Origin of the sequence: Stenotrophomonas rhizophila (assembly GCF_000661955.1) — a bacterium.
Taxonomy (GTDB): domain Bacteria; phylum Pseudomonadota; class Gammaproteobacteria; order Xanthomonadales; family Xanthomonadaceae; genus Stenotrophomonas; species Stenotrophomonas rhizophila.
This window is the reverse complement of record NZ_CP007597.1, coordinates 1,945,623-1,965,832: the sequence shown is the minus strand read 5'-3', so window position 1 is coordinate 1,965,832 and position 20,210 is coordinate 1,945,623. Positions and strand designations below refer to the sequence as shown.

22 protein-coding genes and 8 tRNA genes are annotated in these 20,210 nt (G+C 66.4%); 15 read left to right on the top strand and 15 right to left on the bottom strand.

The window, feature by feature from the left end:
- The first annotated feature begins 2 nt into the window (after positions 1 to 2).
- Positions 3 to 377 (top strand): hypothetical protein, encoded by a 375-nt coding sequence (locus DX03_RS21155; protein ID WP_185753491.1) that lies wholly within the window; start codon positions 3 to 5, stop codon positions 375 to 377.
- Here the strand turns inward: DX03_RS21155 and DX03_RS08470 are convergent.
- Positions 282 to 695, bottom strand: a complete 414-nt coding sequence (locus DX03_RS08470; protein WP_051598796.1) for a winged helix-turn-helix transcriptional regulator — start codon at positions 693 to 695, stop codon at positions 282 to 284. The genes DX03_RS21155 and DX03_RS08470 overlap by 96 nt on opposite strands.
- Before the next feature lie 141 nt (positions 696 to 836).
- Between DX03_RS08470 and gstA the strand changes: the two genes are divergently transcribed.
- Positions 837 to 1,466, top strand: coding sequence for a glutathione transferase GstA (gstA, locus tag DX03_RS08465; RefSeq protein ID WP_038687912.1), 630 nt, complete (start codon positions 837 to 839; stop codon positions 1,464 to 1,466).
- 37 nt (positions 1,467 to 1,503) lie between these two features.
- Here the strand turns inward: gstA and DX03_RS08460 are convergent, their stop codons facing one another.
- Positions 1,504 to 1,824 (bottom strand): hypothetical protein, encoded by a 321-nt coding sequence (locus DX03_RS08460; RefSeq protein WP_038687910.1) that lies wholly within the window; start codon positions 1,822 to 1,824, stop codon positions 1,504 to 1,506.
- 86 nt (positions 1,825 to 1,910) lie between these two features.
- The gene (locus DX03_RS08455) at positions 1,911 to 2,279 is read right to left on the bottom strand and encodes a hypothetical protein (protein WP_038687908.1); all 369 of its coding nucleotides are present in this window, start codon (positions 2,277 to 2,279) and stop codon (positions 1,911 to 1,913) included.
- Between the two features lie 183 nt (positions 2,280 to 2,462).
- On the opposite strand from DX03_RS08455, the gene DX03_RS08450 reads away from it, so the two are divergent.
- Together DX03_RS08450 and DX03_RS08445 are read left to right on the top strand one after the other, a co-directional pair.
- Positions 2,463 to 3,587: a sensor histidine kinase gene (locus DX03_RS08450; RefSeq protein WP_038692107.1), complete on the top strand. Its 1,125-nt coding sequence runs from the start codon at positions 2,463 to 2,465 to the stop codon at positions 3,585 to 3,587.
- Positions 3,584 to 4,360, top strand: coding sequence for a LytR/AlgR family response regulator transcription factor (locus tag DX03_RS08445; RefSeq protein ID WP_038687906.1), 777 nt, complete (start codon positions 3,584 to 3,586; stop codon positions 4,358 to 4,360). The genes DX03_RS08450 and DX03_RS08445 overlap by 4 nt, the downstream gene beginning before the upstream one ends.
- A gap of 99 nt (positions 4,361 to 4,459) precedes the next feature.
- Here the strand turns inward: DX03_RS08445 and map are convergent, their stop codons facing one another.
- Together map and DX03_RS08435 are read right to left on the bottom strand one after the other, a co-directional pair.
- Positions 4,460 to 5,230, bottom strand: a complete 771-nt coding sequence (map, locus tag DX03_RS08440) for a type I methionyl aminopeptidase (protein WP_038687905.1) — start codon at positions 5,228 to 5,230, stop codon at positions 4,460 to 4,462.
- On the bottom strand, positions 5,227 to 5,439 hold the full coding sequence (locus DX03_RS08435; RefSeq protein WP_038687903.1) for a ParD-like family protein: 213 nt from the start codon (positions 5,437 to 5,439) through the stop codon (positions 5,227 to 5,229). Before DX03_RS08435 ends, map begins: the two co-directional genes overlap by 4 nt.
- 137 nt (positions 5,440 to 5,576) lie before the next feature.
- Here DX03_RS08435 and DX03_RS08430 point away from each other — a divergent pair, with 137 nt between their 5' ends.
- A complete protein-coding gene (locus tag DX03_RS08430) occupies positions 5,577 to 5,963 on the top strand; it encodes a hypothetical protein (protein WP_038687901.1) in 387 nt (128 codons plus the stop codon).
- Here DX03_RS08430 and DX03_RS08425 read toward each other — a convergent pair whose 3' ends face one another.
- The 8 genes from DX03_RS08425 to DX03_RS08390 all read right to left on the bottom strand — a co-directional run bounded on the left by DX03_RS08425 (position 5,964) and on the right by DX03_RS08390 (position 15,988).
- The gene (locus tag DX03_RS08425) at positions 5,964 to 6,392 is read right to left on the bottom strand and encodes a RidA family protein (RefSeq protein WP_038687899.1); all 429 of its coding nucleotides are present in this window, start codon (positions 6,390 to 6,392) and stop codon (positions 5,964 to 5,966) included.
- A 111-nt stretch (positions 6,393 to 6,503) separates the two neighbouring features.
- A complete protein-coding gene (locus DX03_RS08420; protein ID WP_038687898.1) occupies positions 6,504 to 7,406 on the bottom strand; it encodes a cation diffusion facilitator family transporter in 903 nt (300 codons plus the stop codon).
- A 24-nt stretch (positions 7,407 to 7,430) separates the two neighbouring features.
- Positions 7,431 to 9,719, bottom strand: a complete 2,289-nt coding sequence (locus DX03_RS08415) for an Orn/Lys/Arg family decarboxylase (protein WP_038687897.1) — start codon at positions 9,717 to 9,719, stop codon at positions 7,431 to 7,433.
- A gap of 21 nt (positions 9,720 to 9,740) precedes the next feature.
- Entirely contained in the window at positions 9,741 to 11,090 is a 1,350-nt protein-coding gene (gene adiC, locus DX03_RS08410; RefSeq protein WP_038687895.1) for an arginine/agmatine antiporter, read from the bottom strand.
- A gap of 51 nt (positions 11,091 to 11,141) precedes the next feature.
- The gene (locus DX03_RS08405) at positions 11,142 to 12,713 is read right to left on the bottom strand and encodes a DcaP family trimeric outer membrane transporter (protein WP_244880201.1); all 1,572 of its coding nucleotides are present in this window, start codon (positions 12,711 to 12,713) and stop codon (positions 11,142 to 11,144) included.
- A gap of 350 nt (positions 12,714 to 13,063) precedes the next feature.
- Positions 13,064 to 13,903, bottom strand: a complete 840-nt coding sequence (dsbG, locus tag DX03_RS08400) for a thiol:disulfide interchange protein DsbG (RefSeq protein ID WP_038687893.1) — start codon at positions 13,901 to 13,903, stop codon at positions 13,064 to 13,066.
- 40 nt (positions 13,904 to 13,943) lie between these two features.
- On the bottom strand, positions 13,944 to 14,744 hold the full coding sequence (locus DX03_RS08395; RefSeq protein ID WP_038687891.1) for a TlpA disulfide reductase family protein: 801 nt from the start codon (positions 14,742 to 14,744) through the stop codon (positions 13,944 to 13,946).
- 179 nt (positions 14,745 to 14,923) lie between these two features.
- Positions 14,924 to 15,988, bottom strand: coding sequence for a GlxA family transcriptional regulator (locus DX03_RS08390; protein ID WP_081797195.1), 1,065 nt, complete (start codon positions 15,986 to 15,988; stop codon positions 14,924 to 14,926).
- A 220-nt stretch (positions 15,989 to 16,208) separates the two neighbouring features.
- On the opposite strand from DX03_RS08390, the gene DX03_RS08385 reads away from it, so the two are divergent.
- From DX03_RS08385 to DX03_RS08345, 9 genes are all read left to right on the top strand, one after another.
- Positions 16,209 to 16,607 carry a heavy metal-responsive transcriptional regulator gene (locus DX03_RS08385; protein ID WP_038687889.1) on the top strand — a complete coding sequence of 133 codons (399 nt, stop codon included), beginning with the start codon at positions 16,209 to 16,211 and terminating at the stop codon, positions 16,605 to 16,607.
- A gap of 248 nt (positions 16,608 to 16,855) precedes the next feature.
- Positions 16,856 to 16,931: transfer RNA gene (locus DX03_RS08380), tRNA-Ala, on the top strand.
- A 53-nt stretch (positions 16,932 to 16,984) separates the two neighbouring features.
- A tRNA-Glu gene (locus DX03_RS08375) sits at positions 16,985 to 17,060 on the top strand.
- Positions 17,061 to 17,215: 155 nt separating this feature from the next.
- Positions 17,216 to 17,291: transfer RNA gene (locus DX03_RS08370), tRNA-Ala, on the top strand.
- A gap of 51 nt (positions 17,292 to 17,342) precedes the next feature.
- Positions 17,343 to 17,418: transfer RNA gene (locus DX03_RS08365), tRNA-Glu, on the top strand.
- 121 nt (positions 17,419 to 17,539) lie between these two features.
- Positions 17,540 to 17,615 (top strand) — tRNA-Ala (locus tag DX03_RS08360).
- A 47-nt stretch (positions 17,616 to 17,662) separates the two neighbouring features.
- Positions 17,663 to 17,738: transfer RNA gene (locus DX03_RS08355), tRNA-Glu, on the top strand.
- A gap of 230 nt (positions 17,739 to 17,968) precedes the next feature.
- A tRNA-Ala gene (locus tag DX03_RS08350) sits at positions 17,969 to 18,044 on the top strand.
- A 47-nt stretch (positions 18,045 to 18,091) separates the two neighbouring features.
- Positions 18,092 to 18,167 (top strand) — tRNA-Glu (locus tag DX03_RS08345).
- 80 nt (positions 18,168 to 18,247) lie between these two features.
- On the opposite strand, the gene DX03_RS08340 is transcribed toward DX03_RS08345, so the two are convergent.
- Positions 18,248 to 18,664: a GNAT family N-acetyltransferase gene (locus DX03_RS08340; protein ID WP_051598794.1), complete on the bottom strand. Its 417-nt coding sequence runs from the start codon at positions 18,662 to 18,664 to the stop codon at positions 18,248 to 18,250.
- 109 nt (positions 18,665 to 18,773) lie between these two features.
- Between DX03_RS08340 and DX03_RS08335 the strand changes: the two genes are divergently transcribed.
- Positions 18,774 to 19,730, top strand: a complete 957-nt coding sequence (locus tag DX03_RS08335) for an SOS response-associated peptidase family protein (protein ID WP_038687886.1) — start codon at positions 18,774 to 18,776, stop codon at positions 19,728 to 19,730.
- Between the two features lie 9 nt (positions 19,731 to 19,739).
- Here the strand turns inward: DX03_RS08335 and DX03_RS08330 are convergent, their stop codons facing one another.
- Positions 19,740 to 20,120: a response regulator gene (locus tag DX03_RS08330; RefSeq protein ID WP_038687884.1), complete on the bottom strand. Its 381-nt coding sequence runs from the start codon at positions 20,118 to 20,120 to the stop codon at positions 19,740 to 19,742.
- Positions 20,121 to 20,210 lie beyond the last annotated feature (90 nt).

Below are 20,210 nucleotides of genomic sequence, written 5' to 3'. Positions count from 1 at the left end.
CCATGCCCCGTCGCTTCCGTGCCGCCCTGCTTGTCGCCCTGGCCTTCGGTGGACCGGCGGTGGCGCAGACCCCTGCGCCCCCGACCACACAGGACCCGGCGCTGACCGCCTTGTTCGACTGCCACTTCGGCTATGCGCAGCAGCACTTCCGCAGCACCGCCAGCGCCACCGAAATCGCCACGGCGGCCGCCTCGTACTGCGAACCGGCCTTGCAGGCGGCCGGGCTTGGCACCTACCTGCGCGCGCTGGATGCCGGGTTGCCGGCAGACAGCGCGGAGGCATCACGCATCGGCATGCTCGACGAACTGCGCGCCATGCTGCCCGGCTTCACCATCGACAAAGTCCTCCAGTTCCGCGCCGCCAGCGACGCGCCCTGAGCTGGCGCGCGCCTTCACCCACAACCCGAAGTCCTTCATCACCTCCACCACCGGCTGCAGCCGTCGGCCGTCGTCGGTGAGGGCGTACTCCACCTTCACCGGCACGGTGGGATACACGGTGCGGCTGATCAGCCCGGCCTCTTCCAACGCGCGCAGGTCCAAGGTGAGCATGCGCTGCGAAATCGCCGGCATATCGCGGCGCAGGTCGTTGAAGCGCTTGGTACCGTCGAGCAGATACGAGGCGATCAACAACCGCCAGCGTCCGCCCAGCAGACGCATCGCCTCTTCCACCGAGCAGCCCGATACGTTGTCTTTCATGGTGGGGCCTCGCGTGTGCCAACAGGTATACATTATGTACCTACACCACGAAATAGTGCCTTCTTCCGTTTTTATACCGCGCCCCTAGAATGCGCCGGGACGCCTCCCATCGAGGCCCCCGCCCTGCACCTGGATACCGCGATGAAGCTCTACTACCTGCCTGCCGCCTGCTCGCTCGCCCCGCACATCGTGCTCAACGAACTCGGCCTGGATGCCACCCTGGTCAAGGTCGACCACCGCAGCCATCGCACCGAACACGGCCAGGACTACCTGCAGGTCAACCCGCTGGGCTATGTACCGGCGCTGGCCCTGGATGACGGCAGCGTGCTGCGCGAAGGCGCTGCGATCCTGCAGTACCTGGCCGACCAGAAACCCGAACGCGGTCTGGCCCCGGCCGTCGGCAGCCCTGATCGCTACCGGCTGCAGGAATGGCTCAGCTTCCTTGGCACCGAGATCCACAAGGGCTTCATTCCACTGCTGTACGCGGTGGCCGCCGGAAAGTACGTGGACACGGCACGCCCGAAACTCGAACAGCGCTTCGCCTGGATCGACCAGCAGCTGGCCGACCGCGACTACCTCATGGGGGATCATTTCAGCGTGGCCGATGCCTACCTGTTCGCCTTGCTCGGCTGGGGACAGGCGGCGTGGCTCACCTCGTACTACAAGGCAGATATCCACTTCGACGGCCTGCAGCATCTGCAGGCGTGGTATGCCCGCGTGCGTGCGCGGCCATCGGTGCAGCAGGCACTGGCCGCCGAAGGACTGCAGTAACGGCCTGTATGGCCGCATGCCGGGTCGACGCGTGGCGCTACGGGCGCCACATCAGAATCAACACCACCATCAGCAGCATGGCACCCGCGCCGATGGCCAACAGGCCAAGCTGGATATCGGCCATCCGCGAAATGCGTGCATCACCCAGCTGCCGGTGGCGGCGCAGGAACAGGAAACGTGCATAGTCCGCATTGCCGTGATGGTGCCGGCCCAGTCCGAAGGTGTGCGGTTGCCCGAGCGCGGTGAACACGGCGGGGTGATCCCGGCGCAGCCACAGCAGCATCACCACATTGAATGGCAGGCTGGCGATGATCAGCAGAAACGCGATCAGCAGCAGCCGCCCCAGGATTTCTTCCATACCTGCTCCCCCGAGCGTATTACGCGCGGCCATCCCCGATGGCGCTAGCGCGATGATAGCCCAGGGCTGCGCTTGCCGGAGGGATGTCAGCGCCCGGCCACTGCGGTCTGCGCGCGCGACCGCGGCAACGGGTGGATGGCCAGCGTATCGCCACGGCAGACATCCACCGCGTGATACACCGCGCGGCGGCCGTTGCCGAAGGTCATGCGCAGGTCGAAGCGGCAGCCCTGCTCGCCCAGCCGCACCATGCTGCTGCCACCGCCACCGGCCAGCACCTCGATCGGGCGCGCGACGAACGCATCGCTGCCGGCCGGTGCCACCTCCAGCGCCACCACGCTGTCATGCGCGCGGTTGAGCAGGCCCAGGTAACGGGCCTCGCCAGCGTGGGCGTGGGCGGCGGCGCAGAGTGAAACAGCCAGCAGCGGGCAGATCAGGACGGTGCGGATCAGGTTCATGGCGGCATCTCCGTGGCGGTGAAGGACACCCGCATCAGGCGCTTCCCACCCGCCGCCGCCAACCGATCCGGGACCAATCGTCGCCACGCGCGGGCCAATCGTAATGGGCCGCCATGGCGCTTCCCGCCCCCTGCCCCCACGCCTAAGATGAGCCTGCCGCACACGCGCGGCGCAGGACCGACGATGCTCATCCGCCTTGGCAGTACCCAGATCCGCCTGTCCCGCTACATCGCCCTGTGGACGATGGTGGCCCTGGTGTTCGCCGTGCAGAACGCCATCAACGTGGGCATGCCCCGTACCGACTGGCCCTTCTGGGACCTGGCCCGCTGGTCGCTGATCCAGTGGTACACGTGGGCGGCGCTGGCACCAACGGTGTTCCGTCTCGCCGAACGTTTCCCGATGCGCGGCACCGGGCGCTTCCATGGGCTGGGCGCGCAGGTGCTGGCCAGTCTGTGCGTCACGTTCGCCGCGATGATTCTGGGCGCGCTGGTCTCCACCCTGTTCGAACCCAGCGGGTTTGCCGAGCAGCTGGGGTACTTCCTGGAGCAGCACTTCGCCATTGGCCTGCTGACCTACTGGACGCTGTTTGCGATCCAGCAGGCCCTGCATTTCCACGCTGAAAAGGCCCGGCGCGAACTGGAAGCCAGCCAGCTGGCCACCGAGCTGGCGCAGTCGCGCCTGCTGTCGCTGAAGGCGCAACTGCAGCCGCACTTCCTGTTCAACACGCTGCACGCGATCATCACCCTGCTCGACGAAGACACGCTGTCGGCCGAAGACATGCTGCTGCGCCTGAGCGAGCTGCTGCGTGCGTTCCTGGAAGACTATGACGGCCAAGAGATCAGCCTGCGCCAGGAACTGGACCTGATCGAGCTGTACCTGGGCATCCAGCGCATCCGCTTCAAGGACCGCCTGACCACCCGCACCTATATCGCCCCGGATACGCTGGACTGCGCCGTGCCCAGCCTGATCCTGCAGCCGCTGGTGGAGAACGCGCTGCGCCACGGCATCGGCCAGCGCGTGGGCAGTGACACCATCGAAATCGACGCGCGGCGCGACGGCGACGCGCTGTGCATCGAGGTGCGCAACCGCAACAGCACGTTGTCGACCGAGCCGCCGGTGTCGGCCGGGCATGGCATCGGCATGTCCAACACCCGGCTGCGCCTGAAGGAGCTGTATGGCGATGCCGGCGAGGTGCGGCTGGACATGCTCTGGCCCGAAGGCGTGGCGTGCCGCATCCGGGTGCCGTTCCGGGTGCTGGAGAGCGCTGACGACGCGCCCGAGTTCACCCCCGGGGTGGCGCCGGCATGACCCTGACCGTACTGGTGGTCGACGACGAACCGATCGCCCGCCATGCCATCGTGCGCCTGCTGCGCGACGATGCCGACATCGAGATCGTCGGCGAGTGCGGCGACGGCGTGTCTGCGGTGGCGGCCATCCGCAACCAGTCGCCGGACCTGGTGTTCCTGGACATCCAGATGCCCGCCATCAACGGCATGGACGTGGTGGCCACCATCGGTGCCGAACGCATGCCGGCCACGGTCTTCGTGACCGCCTACGAGCAGTACGCAGTGAAGGCGTTCGAAGCCAACGCGGTGGACTACCTGGTTAAACCGTTCAGCCGCGAGCGCTTCGCCGCCACGCTGCAGCGGGCCAAGGCCCGGCTGTCGGCCGCGGCCGGGGTGGGCGCGCAGGCGTCGGCGCAGATCCTGCAGGCGCTGGATTCGCTGCGCCAGCGCGACGACTACCTGCAGCGGCTCCCGGTGCGCGTGGATGAGCACGTGGTGCTGGTGGCGGTGGATGACATTGTCTGGATCAAGGCGGCCGGCAACAACGTGGAAATCCACCTGGCCGACCGCATGCACGCGCTGCGCGACACCATGGCCAGCCTCGCCGCGCGCCTGGATCCGCGCCACTTCGCCCGCGTGCACCGCTCGGCCATCGTCAACGTGCGCCGGGTCAAGGCGATCCATCCGTGGTTCAACGGCCACCACGTGGTGACCCTGGATACCGGCCAGCAACTGCGCATGAGCCGCTACCAGAACGAGGCGTTCCTCAAGCTGGTCTCCACGCGAACCCCGTAGCGCCGGGCTCTGCCCGGCTGCGAGACAGCCGAGCCCCGTAGAGCCGGGCTCTGCCCGGCTGCGGAACCACCGCGCCCGTCCGGCCACGCACAGCATCCATCACGCAACCAACCCGCGCTCCTCGGCGCGCAGGGTCAGCACCTCCACCCCGTCGGCGGTCACCAGCACCGTGTGCTCGGCCTGCGCCGACAGCTTCCCGTCGCGCGTGGTCACCGTCCAGCCATCGTCGCTCATGTCGATCGCCGCGCGGCCCTGGTTGATCATCGGCTCGATGGTGAAGGTCATGCCCTCCTCCAGCACCAGCCCGTCACCGCGCCGGCCGTAATGCAGCACCTGCGGCTCTTCGTGCATTTCCTGGCCGATACCGTGGCCGCAGAATTCCTTGACCACGCTGTAGCCGTGCGCCTTGGCATGCTGCTGGATCGCAAAGCCGATGTCGCCCAGCGTGGCGCCCGGCCGCACCACGCCAATGCCCTTCCACATCGCCTCGCGGGTCACCCGTACCAGCCGCTTGGCCGCGTAGTCGACTTCGCCGATCAGGTAGGTCTTGCTGGAATCGGCGATGTAGCCGCCCTTTTCCAGGGTGATGTCCAGGTTGACGATGCTGCCGCTGCGCAGCACCGCATCGGCCGAGGGCACGCCATGGCAGACCACGGTGTCGATCGAGCTGTTGAGCACGTAGGCAAAGCCGTACTGGCCCTTGCTGGCCGGCCGCGCCTGCAGGTGATCGACGATGAAGCGCTCCACCCAGTCGTTGACCTGCAGCGTGCTCATGCCCTCCAGCGGCAGCTGGTCCAGCGCCTCGAACACCTGCGCCAGCAGACGACCGGAGGCACGCATCAAGGCCTGTTCTTCCAGCGTCTTGATCATGCCTCGGCCACCCGCAACGCGCCCGGCGCGACCCCGGCCGCGCGCAGTTCGCGGCTGACGATCTCCTGGTAGCTCATGCCGGGGTTCATCTCGCACAGCATGCCGATCTTGATCCAGAAGCCGGCCTGGGCGTTGATCGAGCGGCCGGAGACGCCGCTGGCGCGGCGCAGGTTGTCGTGCAGTTCGTCGTCGATGTTGACGATGCCCATGGGCTGGCGTCCGAATGATTGATATACACAGCATATATGTTTCGTATATCCCCGCCAACCGCGTCCTGCGCCATCGACCGCTGCAGGCGTGAGAAGATCCGCGTGCTTGACCCACCATGCCAACAAGGAAGCAGCAGATGGGAAAGATCGCCCTAGGCACCACGGGTGCGATTGCCGTGATCACCGGCGTGGCATTGCTGGGCTTCTCTCCTGCGGGCTGCAGCTGTATCAGCCCGGTCAACCTGCTGTCCTTCGCGGCCGGCTACAGTGCGCCCGGTACCCTGCTGAGTCCGGCGGCGCTGGAAGCCGGTCTGAACAAGACGCTGCACGGCATGCCGCTCGCGCCGCAGCGGCGCGCCCTTGGAGACGACTACTGCCAACAGACCACCCCCGAGCGGATGGTCTGCCGCATCCCGGTGCACACCTCGCTTTTGTTGGCGCATGGGCTGGATGTCACCTTCCAGGCCAGTGGGGGGCGCATCACCCGCGTGTCGGTCGCGCGCGCCGTCTGGCTGGGCGACTGATCAGCAATACGCGGTCGCCTCGATCTCGAACAGCATCCCGTCCAACGCCAACCGCGGCACGGGAATCAAGGTGCAGGTCGGTGCCCGGCCCAGCGGCCAGCGTTGGCCGATCTGCGCGGACAGCATGCCCAGCCGGTCCTGGTCATGGTCCACCACCAGCACCGTGAGTTTGGCCACGTCGGCCAGGCCGGCACCGGCGGAGGCCAACGCCAGCGCCAGGTTGTCCAGGGCCTGCGCCACCTGCACCTCGAAGCGCGGCGAGAGCGTGCCGTCTGCGGTTTCCCCGCCCTGCCCGGCCACGTGGATCACCCGCGCCGGCAAGCGCACGACCGCCACGTGCGAGTAGCCGTTGGCACTGGGGTCATACAGACCCGCGGGATTGATGAAGCCGAACAGGCCGACGGGCGCAGCGGGGGTGTCACTGAACATGGGGCATGCATCCAGGGAGGGAGCACGCAGTGTCCGACCTCAACTGAAGTTGAGGTCAACGACAATCGTTGGAATGCTGCGGTCCACGCCGAGCGGGTAGTTCGATGCCGCCTAGGTCCAGGCAGGATCGGCGGTGAAATCGATGGTCAGCCAGAACTCGCTGCCGCGCGCGTCCAACCGTTCGGCGATCTCGTCACGCAATGCATCCACGTTGCCGATGGTGCCGATCACGGTGTCCGGGTGGGTCAGGATGTGGATCTCGACGAACCGCATGCGCCCCATCTTGGCCACATGGCTGGTGAAGTCCAGATAGCCGTGTTCGGTCACGAATGCCTGCATGACCGCCTGCACACGTGCGTCCAGCGTATCCGGTGCCACCTGCAGCACCTCGCGCATGGCCTTCCAGGCACTGCGCAACGGGACCGGCAGCACTGCAACGCTGATGGCCGCCAGCACCAACGGGTCCAGATAGGGAATCCAGTGCGCGTGCGCACCATCGCGCAGCACCAGCGCGATGCCGAAGGCCAGCACCACCGCCAGGCTCATCAGGCCGCTCAACAGCCAGGCCCGCACGTCCAGCCACAGCAACGCCGACTGCAGCCGCAGCGCACGGGTCCGCACGAACGCGGCCATCGCCAGGTTGCTCACACACAGCACGGTCGCCCACACCAGCGCGGGCCCGGCCTTGACCTCATGGCCGCCGGTGGTGAGCCCGATGATCGAATTGGCCAGCGCGTAGATGCAGGCCAGCGACAGGATCGCCCCGCCCAGTGCCTCCACCATCGGCTCCAGGTGCCAGTAGCCGTACTGGAAGCGCGGGCTTTCTTCCCGCGCCACCAGCCGCAGCACCGACAACGCCACCAGGGTCAGGGCCACGTCGACCAGGCTGTACACGCCATCGAACAGTATGGCCTGCGATCCCACCAGCAGGCCACCGGCAAAGCCGGTGGCACTGACGGCCAGGGTCACCGCGATCGAGAATGTCAGGACCCGCTGCTCGCGTGCTGTATCCATCGCTTGCCGAGGGCCTGACCGGACTCAGACCTTCAGCACCTCCACCTTGTAGGTTGGCGTCGCGCCGTCGCGGTCGATGATAAGCCCATGCACGTCCGACTCGAAGCCCGGGAAGCGGGCGTTCTGCTCGCGGGCAATGCGCAGCGACTGGATGATCGGCTCGTCGCTGGCCCCGAAGCGCTCGCCCGGCATGATGGTCGGGATGCCCGGCGGGTACGGCACCAGCATGGTGCCGGCGATGCGGCCGCTGATCGCCTCGATGTCGACCCGTTCGATCTGCCCGCGCACCAGGTGGTCGTATGCCTCGGCCGGGGTCATCACCGGCTCGGGCAGGTCCACGTACATCTCGCGCATCACCTTGGGCACGGCGAACTCACGGTTGAATTCATGCAGCGCCTGGCACAGGTCGCGCAGGCCCCAGCCGGCATAGGCCACCGGGTAGTCGGCGGCCAACCCCGGCAGCGCCCGGCTCAGCGGCGCATTGGCGTCGTAGAGCTCCTTGAACGCCATCAGCTCGGTCACCAGCGTGCTCCACTTGCCCTTGGTGATGCCCATTGAGAACAGGAACAGCACCGAGTACAGGTTGGTCTTTTCCACGGTGATGCCGCGCGTCCACAGGAACTTGCTCAGCACCGCGGCGGGAATGCCGCGCTGGCCGATCTCACCGTCGATCGACAGCCCCGGGGTCAGCAGGGTCACCTTGATCGGGTCGATCAGCACGTAGTCTTCGACCAGCCCGTCAAAGCCATGCCAGTGCGCATCGGGCTGCAGGTACCACTCGCTGCGCTTGGCCACCATCGGCGCCGGTGCATCGCCCTTGGCCAGCGAACGCTCCAGCTTGTCCGGCTGCCAGACGCTGAACCACCAGTCGTCGCGGCCCAGGTCCTCGCGTACATGCAGCATCGCGCGGCGGAACGCGATTGCCTCGTCGTGCATTTCCTGCACCAGCGATTCGCCGGCCGCGCCCTCCATCATCTTCGAGGCCACATCGCAGGCCGCGATCACCCCGTAATGCGGGCTGGTGGTGGTGTGCATCATGAACGCTTCGTTGAAGCGCTCGGCATCCAGCTCGCGCGAGGCCGCATTGCGCACGTGGATCATCGAGGCCTGCGAGAAGGCGGCCAGCAGCTTGTGCGTGGAGTGGGTGGTGAAGATGATCGCGTCCTGCTCACGCGGCTTGCCCTTGGCCATGCCGTAGTGATTCTCGTAGAACGGATGGAACGCCGCATAGGCGTACCAGGCCTCGTCGAAGTGCAGGAAATCGACCGCGCTGCCGATCTCCTCGGCGATCTTTTCCGCGTTGTAGCACAGGCCGTCATAGGTGGAATTGGTGACCACCGCGATGCGCGGCTTGGAGCCGGCCTTGAACGCCTTGCTGGCCAGTGGATTGGCGGCGATGGCCTGGTGCAGCGACTCGGGCGTGAACTGGTCCAGGCTGATCGGGCCGATGATCCCATGCGCGTTGCGGCTGGGGGTGAAGTACACCGGGATGCCGCCGGTCATGATCAGCGAGTGCAGCAGCGACTTGTGGCAGTTGCGATCAACGAACACCACATCGCCGCGGCCCACCGTGCCGTGCCAGACGATCTTGTTGGCCGTGGAGGTGCCGTTGGTGACGAAGAAGGTGTGGTCCGCGCCGAAGTTGCGCGCCGCTTCATCTTCGGCTGCCTTGATCGGGCCGGTATGGTCCAGCAGCGACCCCAGCTCCGGCACCGAAATAGACAGGTCGCTGCGCAGGGTGTTCTCACCGTAGAACTGGTGGAACGCACGCCCCACCGGGGATTTTGTGAACGCCACCCCGCCGGCATGCCCGGGCGTATGCCAGGAGTAGTTGGACTCGGCCGTGTGGTGGATCAGCGCCTTGAAGAACGGCGGCAGCAGGTTGGCCATGTAGTCTTCGGCCGCCCGCATCACCTGGCGCGAGATGAAGCTCTTGGTGTCCTCGAACAGGAAGATGTAGCCGTGCACGTACTTGAGCAGCTTGCTGGGTACCTTCTCGATGGTGCGTCGCTCGCCATACAGGAACACCGGCAGGTTGCCGCGGCGCGCGCTCTGTTCACGCAGGAAGCCGAGCAGGCGCTGGAACTGCTCGGGCTTGTCCTCGGTGCCGTCGATGGAGATCAGCACCGCCGAGGCCGCCACATAGGTCCGTGCGCCGGCCTGGGCGTCAGCCAGGGTCAGGCCGCACAGCACGCGCTGGTCGTTCTTGCGCAGCTCCTCGACCAGCGCCCGGATCAGGATGCCCCCGATGCGCGGGGACTCGTAATCGTCGTCGATGACGATGATGGGGTAATCAAGCGACTTGAAATACACAGGCATTCTCCTGGGGGAAGATCACGAAAGCGTCGTGCGGACGGCGGCGTCCAGCGCGGGCAGCTGGCCACGCTGGCGGCGGCGCTCCTCGCTGAAGAACGGGTAGAACACCGTAATGAACAGCACGAACAGGAAGGCGTACTGGACGATGCTGCCCGACGACCCGAAGATCGCCCACAGGCAGTACACCACCGTGACGCTGGTGAGCAGCCAGAACGCACCGGTGTGCACCAGCGTGTGCGAGCGCTCGACCACGAAATAGCAGGCCACGCACGAATAGATGTAGGGCAGCAGGGTCAGCACCACGGCGGCGGAGGTAATCACGTCGAACTGCGCCGACGCGGTTGCCGAAGTCGAGGTGACCAGCACCGCCAGGGTCATCAGCACCGCCACGATCAGCACGCCCTTGACCGGCACGTCGTCCTTGTTGGTCTTGCTGAAGATGCTGGGGAACAAGCCGTCGTCGGAGGCGGCCTTGGCGCTTTGCGCGGTCAGCAGGATCCAGCCGCCCAGCGAACCGGCCGCGCCGACGAAAGCGCACAGGCTGACCAGCGCCCCACCCCAACCGCCCACCGCATTGGCGGCGGCCAGCGCGAACGGCGCATCGGACACCTGCAGGTCGCCGTTGGGCACCATGCCCATGATCACCGAGGAGCTGGCGATGTAGGCAATGGCGGCCAGGAACACGCCGGCCAGCGTGGCGCGGGCCACGTTCTTTTCCGGGTTTTCCACCACGCCAGCGGTGACCGATGCCGACTCCACGCCGATGAAGGCCCACAAGGTGAGCGCGGCGGCGCTGGAGATCGCGCCGAAGTTGGATTCACCGGACACGTTGTAGGCGCCCTTGAAGATCGTCGGGTCGAAGAAGAACCAGCCGAAGATGGCGATGCCCAGAATCGGCACCAGCGCGAAGCTGGTGGTCACCGTCTGCAGCTTGCTCACGAATGAGGGGCCGATCACGTTGGCGAAACTCAGCGCCCAGACCAGTGCCAGCACGGCCAGGCAGCGCGGCAGCGGCTCGGACAGGATCGGGAAGAAGTAGCTGAAGTAGCCCACCGCCGCGATCGGAATGGCCACGTTGCCGATCCAGTTGGCGAACCAGTAAATGGTGTTGGTCTGGAAGCCCATGTACGGACCGAACCAGTCGCGTGCATAGGCGTAAGGACCACCGGCCTTGGGCGCCAGCTTGCCCAGTTTGGCGAACACGAACGCCAGCAGCAGCGCGCCGGCGGTGGTGATCAGCCAGCCCCAGATGGACGCCGTGCCGATCTTGGCCAGGCTGGAGGGCAACAGGAATACCCCCGAACCCATCATGTTGCCGGCCACCAGGAAGGTGGCACCGACCACCCCGATTTTCTTTGCTTCTGCCATGACGGTTTCTCCTTTGCCAGGCATGGGCCCGGTCACGCCGGGCGGTAGGGTCTACTTGATGAAGTTGTATTGCAGGCTGCCCTGCAGCCGCACCGTGTCGCTGCGCTGCCCGCGCTGTTGCTCCAGTTGCCCGTACAGCAGTTCCATGCCCATGGTCCAGGACGGCGCCGGGCTCCACAGCAGGTTGAACACGCCGTAGCGGCTGCGGCGGAAGGCGTCGTCGGCGAGCGCGGCGTTGCGCTCGCCACTGAGCTGGCCGTAGATCAGGTTGGAGCGCCACATCGGCGTCCAGTAGTGGGTGTAGCCGACGAAACCACCGTGCAGCCGCAGCAATGCCAGGCGCCCATCGTCGCCCACCACCGCATCCATGCCCGAGCCGGTCAGGTCGGCGGTATAGCGGGCAATGCCCTTGCCGCCCAGCGCGCCAAACAGCAGCAGGTCCTGCTCGCCGACCGCGGCCGAGCCGCTGAGCTGCAGGCCACCGCCGATGCGGCGATCATCACCGGCGTCGCCGTCGTAGGCCAGGCTGCGCGCCACCATGCCGATCTGCAGGTGCCCCCAGTCGCGCTCCATGCGCGCGGTGAGGGACACATCCGGGGCCTGATCCACCGCGCGGACGCCGTCGGTCGGCGCGCTCAGCTGCGTGTCCGGGTCTTCGGCGGCCAGGGTCAGGGTGTTGCCCTTGCCGAGCGAAAAACTGTGGTGGATACCGGCCACCAACAGGTAGCCGGCCGCGCCGGGGCCGGCGAAGTCCAGCGTATCAGGCAGGCTGTCGGCGTCCATGAAACTGGAATAGCCGTAACCGGCGTAGGTATTGCCCAGCTGCCCGTAGGCGTGGCGCAGGCGGAACTGATAACCGTCGCTGCTGCCGAAGAAATCGTTCTCCAGGTAGAAGCGCAGGTTGCCGTGGGTGGTGGGGCGGCGCGCTTCGAAGCTGAAACGGGTCTGCTTGGCGTGCATGTTGAAGTTGGACACATCGCGGTGCGCGCTGCCCACCGGGATCGACGACGGAATGAACTGGTCCTCGTCGCCGGCCGCGCGTGCATCGGCGATGGCATCCAGCTTGGCGTACCCGCCGATGCGGATCAGCGTATCGGTGCCGGGAATGGCGAAGAACCCTTTGAGTTCGGGATCGGTCGGACCGGCGGCACTGTCCGGGCGCGACGCCGCCGAAGACGGGTCGGAGACCGAATCGCGCGGCGGCAGGATGGCCTGTCCGCCACCTGGCACCTGGACCGCTGCGGGCGGTGGCAAGGCGGCTGGGCTGGCCTGCGCGATGGCTGCAGGCGCGGGTGTTGCCTTAGCCGTGGCTGGGACGGACTCCAACGCATCCAGGCGCTCTTCCATCGCCTCCAGGGTCTGCCGCAGGGTACGGATCTCCTGACGCAACGCGTCGGCCGAATCCTGTGCACGGGCAGGCGCAGCCACCACCACCGCAGCACACGCAAATGTCAGTACAGCCAGGCGCATCACGTTCTCCATGAACCGCGAACAGCCTTGCCAACCAGCTCCGCTGCGCCTGCGCGCGCGGCCCTGGTCGGCAACCCGGTACTGCAATGCAGGCGCAGCACACGCGTGGCATGCGCCGGCGAACCGATCGCATGCACAGCGTGGTGGACACACCCGCGTGGGATTCCCTCCTCATCCCGGGAGGCATGACGGAAACAACCCGCCTGCCAGCGCCCTGAGTAACAATGGCTGGGTGAGCACGTTGTGAAGTCTGCCGGTCGTTGCGATGACAACGGCGCATGCACACGCGAGCCATGGCGAGGGGTTGAGACGAAGGAAGTCATGCGCACAGGCTAATGTGCGTGTCGTTTCCGGCCTTGATTCAGATCAAGTGCACCGCGTCGCGCATGTGCAGGTCCCGGCGAAGCACGCCTCGGGCGCCTACATCCTCCCTACATCGGCAGGTCTGCAGGCGCGCGCGCCGGCGTTGCACCGGCGCGCGTTTCATTCGATCACACAGCGGCTCAGCGCTTGCCCATCACCAGGTCCATGTCCTGGCCCTGCGGCATGCCGGAACGGCGCTGCAGCATGCCCTTGTCATCCTTGAACAGGATGCCCGGGGTGCCCTGGAAGCCCATTTCGATCATCAGCCCCTGGTTGGCATCGAGCTTGTTGGCCACGTCCGGGCTCAGCTTCGCCGCCGGCTTGATCCCGCCCTTGTCGAAGTTGTGCTCGTTCTCGAGCAGTGCCGCGCTCGGGTTCGGTGCGGTCAGGATGGCAGCGGCCTTGGCCGGGCTGTCTTCGCGGATCACGCCCACCATGATGTGCCGCAACTGCACCTTGCCGCTGTCCACCCACGGCCGCGCGGCTTCCCAGAAGCGGTGGCAGTACGGGCAGTTGGCATCGCTGAAGGTGTACACCACGCGCGGCGCATCGGCGCGGCCGTCGCGCACCCAGGCGCTGGCATCGAGCTTGTTCCACATTTTTTCCGACATCGGCTTGGCCGCCAACTTGTCCAGCGGTGCCGCGCTGACATCCTCGCCATTGGCGTCGAACAGGCTGCCCACCAGAACGTGCTTGCCATCGGGGGTCACATAGGCCGCAGCCGGCTGTTGGCCGCCCACCACGCCGGCGAAGCCACGCAGGCCGCCCGGCGCATCAAACTCGCCCACCACCTCGAAGCCGTGCTTCTGGATGCCCTTGAGCACTGCCGGGTATTCACCGGCCTTGGCGGCGGCAACCGGCTTGGCGGCCTTGGCCGCGTCGGGGGCCTTGGGCGACTGGGCCTGGCTGCAACCGGCAAGGCCCATCAACAGCGCAGCGGCAAGCAGCGAGCCCAGTGCGGGCGGTGATTTTAACAGCATGGCAACTCCTGGAAGCAACAAAATGTAAGGTGCCGCGCGTTCAGCGCAGCGCATCGAGCCGGGCCTGCAGGCCGGCTGCACTGAGTTCCCCCATGTGCAGGCCCTGCAACCGGCCACGTGAATCAAAGAACAGGGTAGTCGGATATGCGTGCACCTGCAGCCGTTCGGCGGTGAGGCTGTCCGGGTCTAGCAGCACATGCTGCAGCACCAGCTTCTGGCTGGACAGGAACTGCTGCACGTCTTCCGCGCTTTCGCCCTGGTTGACGAACACGAAGCGCACGTTGGGTTCGCGCTGCTGTGCCGCAGAGAAGATCGGCATCTCGCGCCGGCAAGGGGCGCACCAGGTGGCCCACAGGTTGACCACCACCGGCTTGCCTTCGGTGTCGGCCAGTTCGACCGGCTGCCCCTGCAGCGATTGCAGGGTCACGGCCGGCAAGGCGATGCGCGACTGCTGCAGGTGGGCCATGCCCAGCGACAACCCCGCCCAGCACAGGATGCCCGCCACTGCCCCGGCCCATACCGGCCTGCGCAGCGCCGGCCAGCGGCGCAGCCGCCATGCCGCCCAGCCCATGCCGACCAGCACCGCCACCACCGGCAGGAAACCGCCATCGCCCAGGCGCAGCAGCGCCCACGGGTCGGCGGCGTAGGCGCGCCAATGCAGCACCACGAACCCCACCCGCCCGCCAAGCAGACCCAGGAACACCATGTCCAGCAGCATCGCTGCAGGCTTGGGCTGCCCCTCCTTCGGCGGCGGCTGCCACCACCGCGCCACACCGATGGCCAGCAGCCATCCCAGCAACACCCACACGACGCCCAGCGGTACCGGGCCAACACTGCTCATCATCCATCCATCTCCACCGCGGCTGCGTGCAACGCATCCGCGATTGTGCTGCTACAACCCCGCCGGCATGGTCACAGCCCATCGCGCATCCGGCAAGCCGCAACCGCACATGCGCCAACGGCAGGCCGCGTGTGCATGCCTGCCGTTGCTCATCCCAGAGGTAGCGGCGGCCGGTTCGGTTACGCGGCCGAGCGCATCGGCTCTGCTGCCACGTCCACAGCCGGATGGCGCGCGCGTTCGCGGCGCTGTGCGACCAGTTGCCGCCGATAGCGCGACGGCGTGAGGCCGACGATGCGCAGGAACAGACGACGGAACGCGCTCTGGTCCGAGTAGCCCACCGCCCAGGACACTTCATCGATTTCACCACCGGCCTGCAGCATCAGCTGCGCCTTGGCGATGCGCAGGCGCTGGCAGTATTCGATCGGACGCAGCCCGGTTGCCTTGAGGAAGCGTCGTTGCAAGGTACGCGGCTCCAGCCCGGCAGAGTCGCAGATGTCCTGCAGGGTCACCCCGCGTGCGGCAATGGTATGCAGCCAGCGCTGCGCCTTGAGGATGCCGCGATCGCCGTGGGCGAAGTTGGGGCTGAACCGCTCCAGGTCGTCCTGCACCGCGCGCGGGATCGTCAACTGCAACTGCTGGATGGCGGCGGTCATCACGGTCTGGCCGTACACGCGGGCCAGCAGGCGCAGGCTCAGATACTTCCAGGCATCGGGGCCGGACGCCGTGAGCAGGTCGCCGTCGTCCACCAGCGCACGCTCGCCCAGGTTCCAGCTGGGCACCACGGTAGCCAGCGACGGGCAGCGCGCCAGGTCGGGCAAGCTCACCGTGCGCCCGGCCAGCACGCCACTGCCGGCCAGCATCAGGCCGCCTTCGTCACAGCCGGCCAGCACGCTGCCACCTTCGTGGCTGTCACGCAGCCAGGCAAGCAGACGCTCGTCGGGCGGCGGCAGCGGCCAGCTGGGTTCATTGCCCGGCACCACGATGAGGGCCGGCAGCGCGTCGCCGAACAACTCCGCACCCGCCACCCGCTGCACGCCGCGCGGGGACAAGGTCCAGCGCGTTACCAGCATCCGCGCGCCCTGGCGCTTTCCCGCCGCCGCAGTGCGGTTGCAGCGCTGTGCCAATTCGGACAGCACCGGCGCTGCGGCCCGAAGGCTGCCCGGGTATTCCAGCACGGCAACTTCCATCAGCGCCGACGATGCCGGCCGCGGCAAGGGGGACAAGGGGGTGAACGGTGCATCCATGGGACAGCTCCTCAAGCGACGTCTGGGGCCAGCAAACCCATGCAGCGCAAGGGCTTGCAGCGAACCCATCCGAGCCTACGGAGGCAAAAGCGCAGTAGCTATGAAACTAGTTGTATCTTTTGGCCCGGTAACGACATCGGTCGACCGGCCTTCAGCAACCCTTGACCCTCGACCAGACTCCAGGGTTTACCCTCGCGGCCAGGTCTTCATCGAGGTGGGCATGAACATCGGACAGCTCGCACGCCAGGCGGGCGTGCCAGTCGACACCGTGCGGTATTACGAACGCCAGCAGCTGCTGCCCACCGCACGACGCAGTGCCGGCGGCTACCGCGTGTTCGGCGATACCGACCTGACCCGGCTGCAGTTCATCCGCCGCGCCAAGGCACTCGGCTTCACCCTGGACGAGATTGCCGCGCTGCTCAGCCTCAGCGACCAGCGCGGCCCTGACATGGCACGGGTACGTGACACGGCCGTAGAAAAACTGACCGACATCGAACGCCGCATTACCGAACTGCAATCCATGCATGGCGCGCTCAAGACATTGGTGGATGCCTGCCCCGGTCACGGCGAGCTGGTGCACTGCCCGATCCTGAGCGCGCTGACCGGGTCGCGGCAATAAGCGCGCCGGCAAACGGCCGTGCGCCATGCGACCACGCGTGGTGCCGTTGCATCGCCGTGGCAGGTGCAACGTAGTGACCATCATCGCGCGCATGGCCGGTGTGCGAATGCCGGTTTGGCGGCATCCACAACCCACGTGCGGTGCAGCGCGCCTGCGTCATCAACGCGCGGCCAACAAATGACGCATTTCGTGCAGTTTTTGCTTGCCAATCGAAAACGTCGTCGCTATGATTTCGCTCCTCACGACGTGGGGCCATAGCTCAGCTGGGAGAGCGCCTGCATGGCATGCAGGAGGTCGGCGGTTCGATCCCGCCTGGCTCCACCACTTCAATCATTAGGCCGATTGAAAGTGCAGTGACAAAATTTGAAGTTTCGTGCGTCCCCATCGTCTAGAGGCCTAGGACATCACCCTTTCACGGTGGCGACCGGGGTTCGAATCCCCGTGGGGACGCCAATCAAGAAGCAGAAAGCCCTGACCCCGGTCGGGGCTTTTTGTTTTTGCCGTGTCGCGTGCGGCCATCGATCGCGGCCGAAGAAATTCATCGCGATGTCACACAAAAGACTTGGCGAACGCTTCACACCCGCGTAGAATTCGGCCTCCAGCATCGTGGGGCCATAGCTCAGCTGGGAGAGCGCCTGCATGGCATGCAGGAGGTCGGCGGTTCGATCCCGCCTGGCTCCACCACTCCGGACCTTAGGCCGTTCGGAGGTGCTGAAAACATTGATGAGTTTATGCGTCCCCATCGTCTAGAGGCCTAGGACATCACCCTTTCACGGTGGCGACCGGGGTTCGAATCCCCGTGGGGACGCCACTCATCAACGACATCAGGCCCGGTTCGCCGGGTCTTTTTGTCACCGCCTTCTGCAGTTTTTCGTCGTGGTCTTCCACAAACGTGAACAGGCAGGTATACTAGGCGGCTCGCGGTACAACGTGGGGCCATAGCTCAGCTGGGAGAGCGCCTGCATGGCATGCAGGAGGTCGGCGGTTCGATCCCGCCTGGCTCCACCACTTCTCCGGACACAGGCCGTCCGATAGAAGACTTGTCGGTTTAACGCGTCCCCATCGTCTAGAGGCCTAGGACATCACCCTTTCACGGTGGCGACCGGGGTTCGAATCCCCGTGGGGACGCCAGCTACAAACAACAGCCCCCGGCATTGCCGGGGGTTTTTGTTTGTGTGCCCCGGTAAATGTCGGCCATTGGCCGAAACGGCACATACCGGTAGATGCCGACCGTTGGTCGGCATGGCGCATGCAGGACACCCCCGGCGCGCCGACCCACAATCGGCATGCACCGGAACGAAATAAAAAGCTTCCCATCCAGCAAAACCATCGCTATGATAGGCGGCTCGCAGCATCAACGTGGGGCCATAGCTCAGCTGGGAGAGCGCCTGCATGGCATGCAGGAGGTCGGCGGTTCGATCCCGCCTGGCTCCACCACTTCTCCGGACACAGGCCGTCCGATAGAAGACTTGTCGGTTTAACGCGTCCCCATCGTCTAGAGGCCTAGGACATCACCCTTTCACGGTGGCGACCGGGGTTCGAATCCCCGTGGGGACGCCAGCTACAAACAACAGCCCCCGGCATTGCCGGGGGTTTTTGTTTGTGCGCCCTCAACATGCGTACCGGCCAACGGTCGGTATCTACCGCACCACCTTGGCCATGCCCACCGATCGCGGCGCGGTCAACGCAAAGCCGAACTGCGCATACAGGCGGTGCGCGTCGCCATCGGCGATAAGGCTCACGTACGCACCTACCGCATGGGCCTGCAGCCACGCGTCCAGTTCACGCATCACCGCCTTGCCCAACCCTTGGCCCTGCCGCTCGGGCACCACCGCGATGTCCACCACCTGCAGGAAGCAGCCGCGGTCGCCCACCAGGCGGCCCATCGCCAGCAGCTGATCGCCCTCGCGGATGCTGACCCCGAACACCGTATGGGGCAGGCCCAGCGTGGCCGCCTCCAATGTTTTCGGGCTCAGCCCCGCGCGCACCCGCAGATCGCGGTACTCGGCCACGCTGGGCGGATGGGGAATGCACTTCAGACCAGCAGCTAGGGTCATGGGACGGCTCGCACACGTGAACAGGTTGCCAGCATGCCGCATCGGTTTCTCATCCGGTGATACCAACCGGCCTATGCTGTCCCCTGCCCTTTTCGCCCGTCCCTGCCCCATGTGTTACTCCGCCCAGATCCGCGCCGATTACACCAAGCTGGTGCGGGAATACGGCGCCATGATGTCGCTGGACGAATTCGCCCAGCTCTATGCCCACGATGCCGGCAAGCAACGTCCGAAAACACCCAAGGCGATGGACGACGGCTTTGCCGGCGCGCGCACCGCGCAGGGCCAGGACATCGTGGCGAAGATCCAGCAGTGGCATGCCGAGGAAATGCAGGCGCTGGACGCGGAGATCCGCGTGCAGGGCGAGCGCCGCGATGCCGCTCACGCCAGCCTGGCGGCGCGCCCCACGCAGAAGGCACGCAATGAGGCGCGTATCGCTGGCAACCGGGTCGAACGCGCGCAGGCGCGGCTGGATGACCTGCGGCGCACCGGGCTGCTGCCGCGCGACAGTCGCATCTTTCCTGGCGTGTATGCACCGGTGATCGTGTCCGAGCGCGGCCAACGCGTGATCAAGCCGATGCGCTATCAGTGCCGTCTGCCGGACACGCCGGCCCGCCACGACACGCTGTACCCCGGCACCTACAACGCGCGCCGCGACAGCCTGGGCGGATACTGGAAGCCCGCGTTCGGGCATTGCCATGGCGTGGTGGTGGTGCAGTCGTTCTACGAACACGTGCCGCGGCATGCGCTGGAGCAACGCGCCCTCTCGCCCGGCGAGAAGGCCAGCAACGTGGTGCTGGAATTCCGTCCGCAGCCACCGCGCGACCTGCTCATCGCCTGCCTGTGGTCGGAGTGGGAAGGACCGGAGGGGCGGCTGCTGTCCTTTGCGGCCATCACCGACGAGCCGCCGCGCGATATCGCCGCGGCCGGCCATGACCGCTGCATCATCCCGATCCGGCCGGACAACCTGGATGCCTGGCTGAACCCGGACCCCAACGATCTTGATGCGCTGTATCGCATCCTGGATGACCGTGAGCCGGTCAGTTACGCCCACACCGAAGCGGCGTGAGCGCAGGGATCAGCTGGCGACCGATGCGGCCTGCAGCGCGCGTTCCAACGCCGCGTTCAGTTCCGCGGTGAGGTACGGCTTGGTCAGCATGACGCCGGTGCGGAACACCGCCGGCAGGTGATCCGGCGCCATGCCGGTAGCCAGCACGAACGGAATGCCCCGGGCGCTCAAGGCGGCCGCGACCGGCTCACTGGTTTCATTATTGGCCAGCCGGTAATCCAGCAGCGCCACCTGGGGCTCGCTCTGGCCGAGCAGGCGCAGCGAATCGGCAACCGACGCCGCCGGGCCGACGACGACCGCGCCGGCCTGGGCCAGCTGCATCTGCAGCAGGGCCGCACTCATTTCGTCGTTCTCGACCACGAGTACCCGAAGATCCTGCAATGCGCTCATCCCGGCTCTCTGTATGGTTCAGCCCGGTGAGTATAGCGTCCTGCCCCAATGAAGATCGAACATCACATGAAGCGTTCAGGGCTGCACAGA

Excerpts from the sequence above, each read along its gene's own strand:
- DX03_RS08430 (WP_038687901.1), top strand. The coding sequence starts at position 5,577 with ATGGGAAAGATCGCCCTAGGCACCACGGGTGCGATTGCCGTGATCACC.
- gstA (WP_038687912.1), top strand. The coding sequence starts at position 837 with ATGAAGCTCTACTACCTGCCTGCCGCCTGCTCGCTCGCCCCGCACATC.
- DX03_RS08460 (WP_038687910.1), bottom strand. The coding sequence starts at position 1,824 with ATGGAAGAAATCCTGGGGCGGCTGCTGCTGATCGCGTTTCTGCTGATC.
- DX03_RS08390 (WP_081797195.1), bottom strand. The coding sequence starts at position 15,988 with ATGGATGCACCGTTCACCCCCTTGTCCCCCTTGCCGCGGCCGGCATCG.
- DX03_RS08425 (WP_038687899.1), bottom strand. The coding sequence starts at position 6,392 with ATGTTCAGTGACACCCCCGCTGCGCCCGTCGGCCTGTTCGGCTTCATC.
- DX03_RS08395 (WP_038687891.1), bottom strand. The coding sequence starts at position 14,744 with ATGAGCAGTGTTGGCCCGGTACCGCTGGGCGTCGTGTGGGTGTTGCTG.
- DX03_RS21155 (WP_185753491.1), top strand. The coding sequence starts at position 3 with ATGCCCCGTCGCTTCCGTGCCGCCCTGCTTGTCGCCCTGGCCTTCGGT.
- DX03_RS08455 (WP_038687908.1), bottom strand. The coding sequence starts at position 2,279 with ATGAACCTGATCCGCACCGTCCTGATCTGCCCGCTGCTGGCTGTTTCA.
- adiC (WP_038687895.1), bottom strand. The coding sequence starts at position 11,090 with ATGGCAGAAGCAAAGAAAATCGGGGTGGTCGGTGCCACCTTCCTGGTG.
- DX03_RS08330 (WP_038687884.1), bottom strand. The coding sequence starts at position 20,120 with ATGAGCGCATTGCAGGATCTTCGGGTACTCGTGGTCGAGAACGACGAA.
- DX03_RS08445 (WP_038687906.1), top strand. The coding sequence starts at position 3,584 with ATGACCCTGACCGTACTGGTGGTCGACGACGAACCGATCGCCCGCCAT.
- DX03_RS08470 (WP_051598796.1), bottom strand. The coding sequence starts at position 695 with ATGAAAGACAACGTATCGGGCTGCTCGGTGGAAGAGGCGATGCGTCTG.
- dsbG (WP_038687893.1), bottom strand. The coding sequence starts at position 13,903 with ATGCTGTTAAAATCACCGCCCGCACTGGGCTCGCTGCTTGCCGCTGCG.
- DX03_RS08450 (WP_038692107.1), top strand. The coding sequence starts at position 2,463 with ATGCTCATCCGCCTTGGCAGTACCCAGATCCGCCTGTCCCGCTACATC.
- DX03_RS08340 (WP_051598794.1), bottom strand. The coding sequence starts at position 18,664 with ATGACCCTAGCTGCTGGTCTGAAGTGCATTCCCCATCCGCCCAGCGTG.
- DX03_RS08385 (WP_038687889.1), top strand. The coding sequence starts at position 16,209 with ATGAACATCGGACAGCTCGCACGCCAGGCGGGCGTGCCAGTCGACACC.
- DX03_RS08435 (WP_038687903.1), bottom strand. The coding sequence starts at position 5,439 with ATGGGCATCGTCAACATCGACGACGAACTGCACGACAACCTGCGCCGC.
- map (WP_038687905.1), bottom strand. The coding sequence starts at position 5,230 with ATGATCAAGACGCTGGAAGAACAGGCCTTGATGCGTGCCTCCGGTCGT.
- DX03_RS08335 (WP_038687886.1), top strand. The coding sequence starts at position 18,774 with ATGTGTTACTCCGCCCAGATCCGCGCCGATTACACCAAGCTGGTGCGG.
- DX03_RS08420 (WP_038687898.1), bottom strand. The coding sequence starts at position 7,406 with ATGGATACAGCACGCGAGCAGCGGGTCCTGACATTCTCGATCGCGGTG.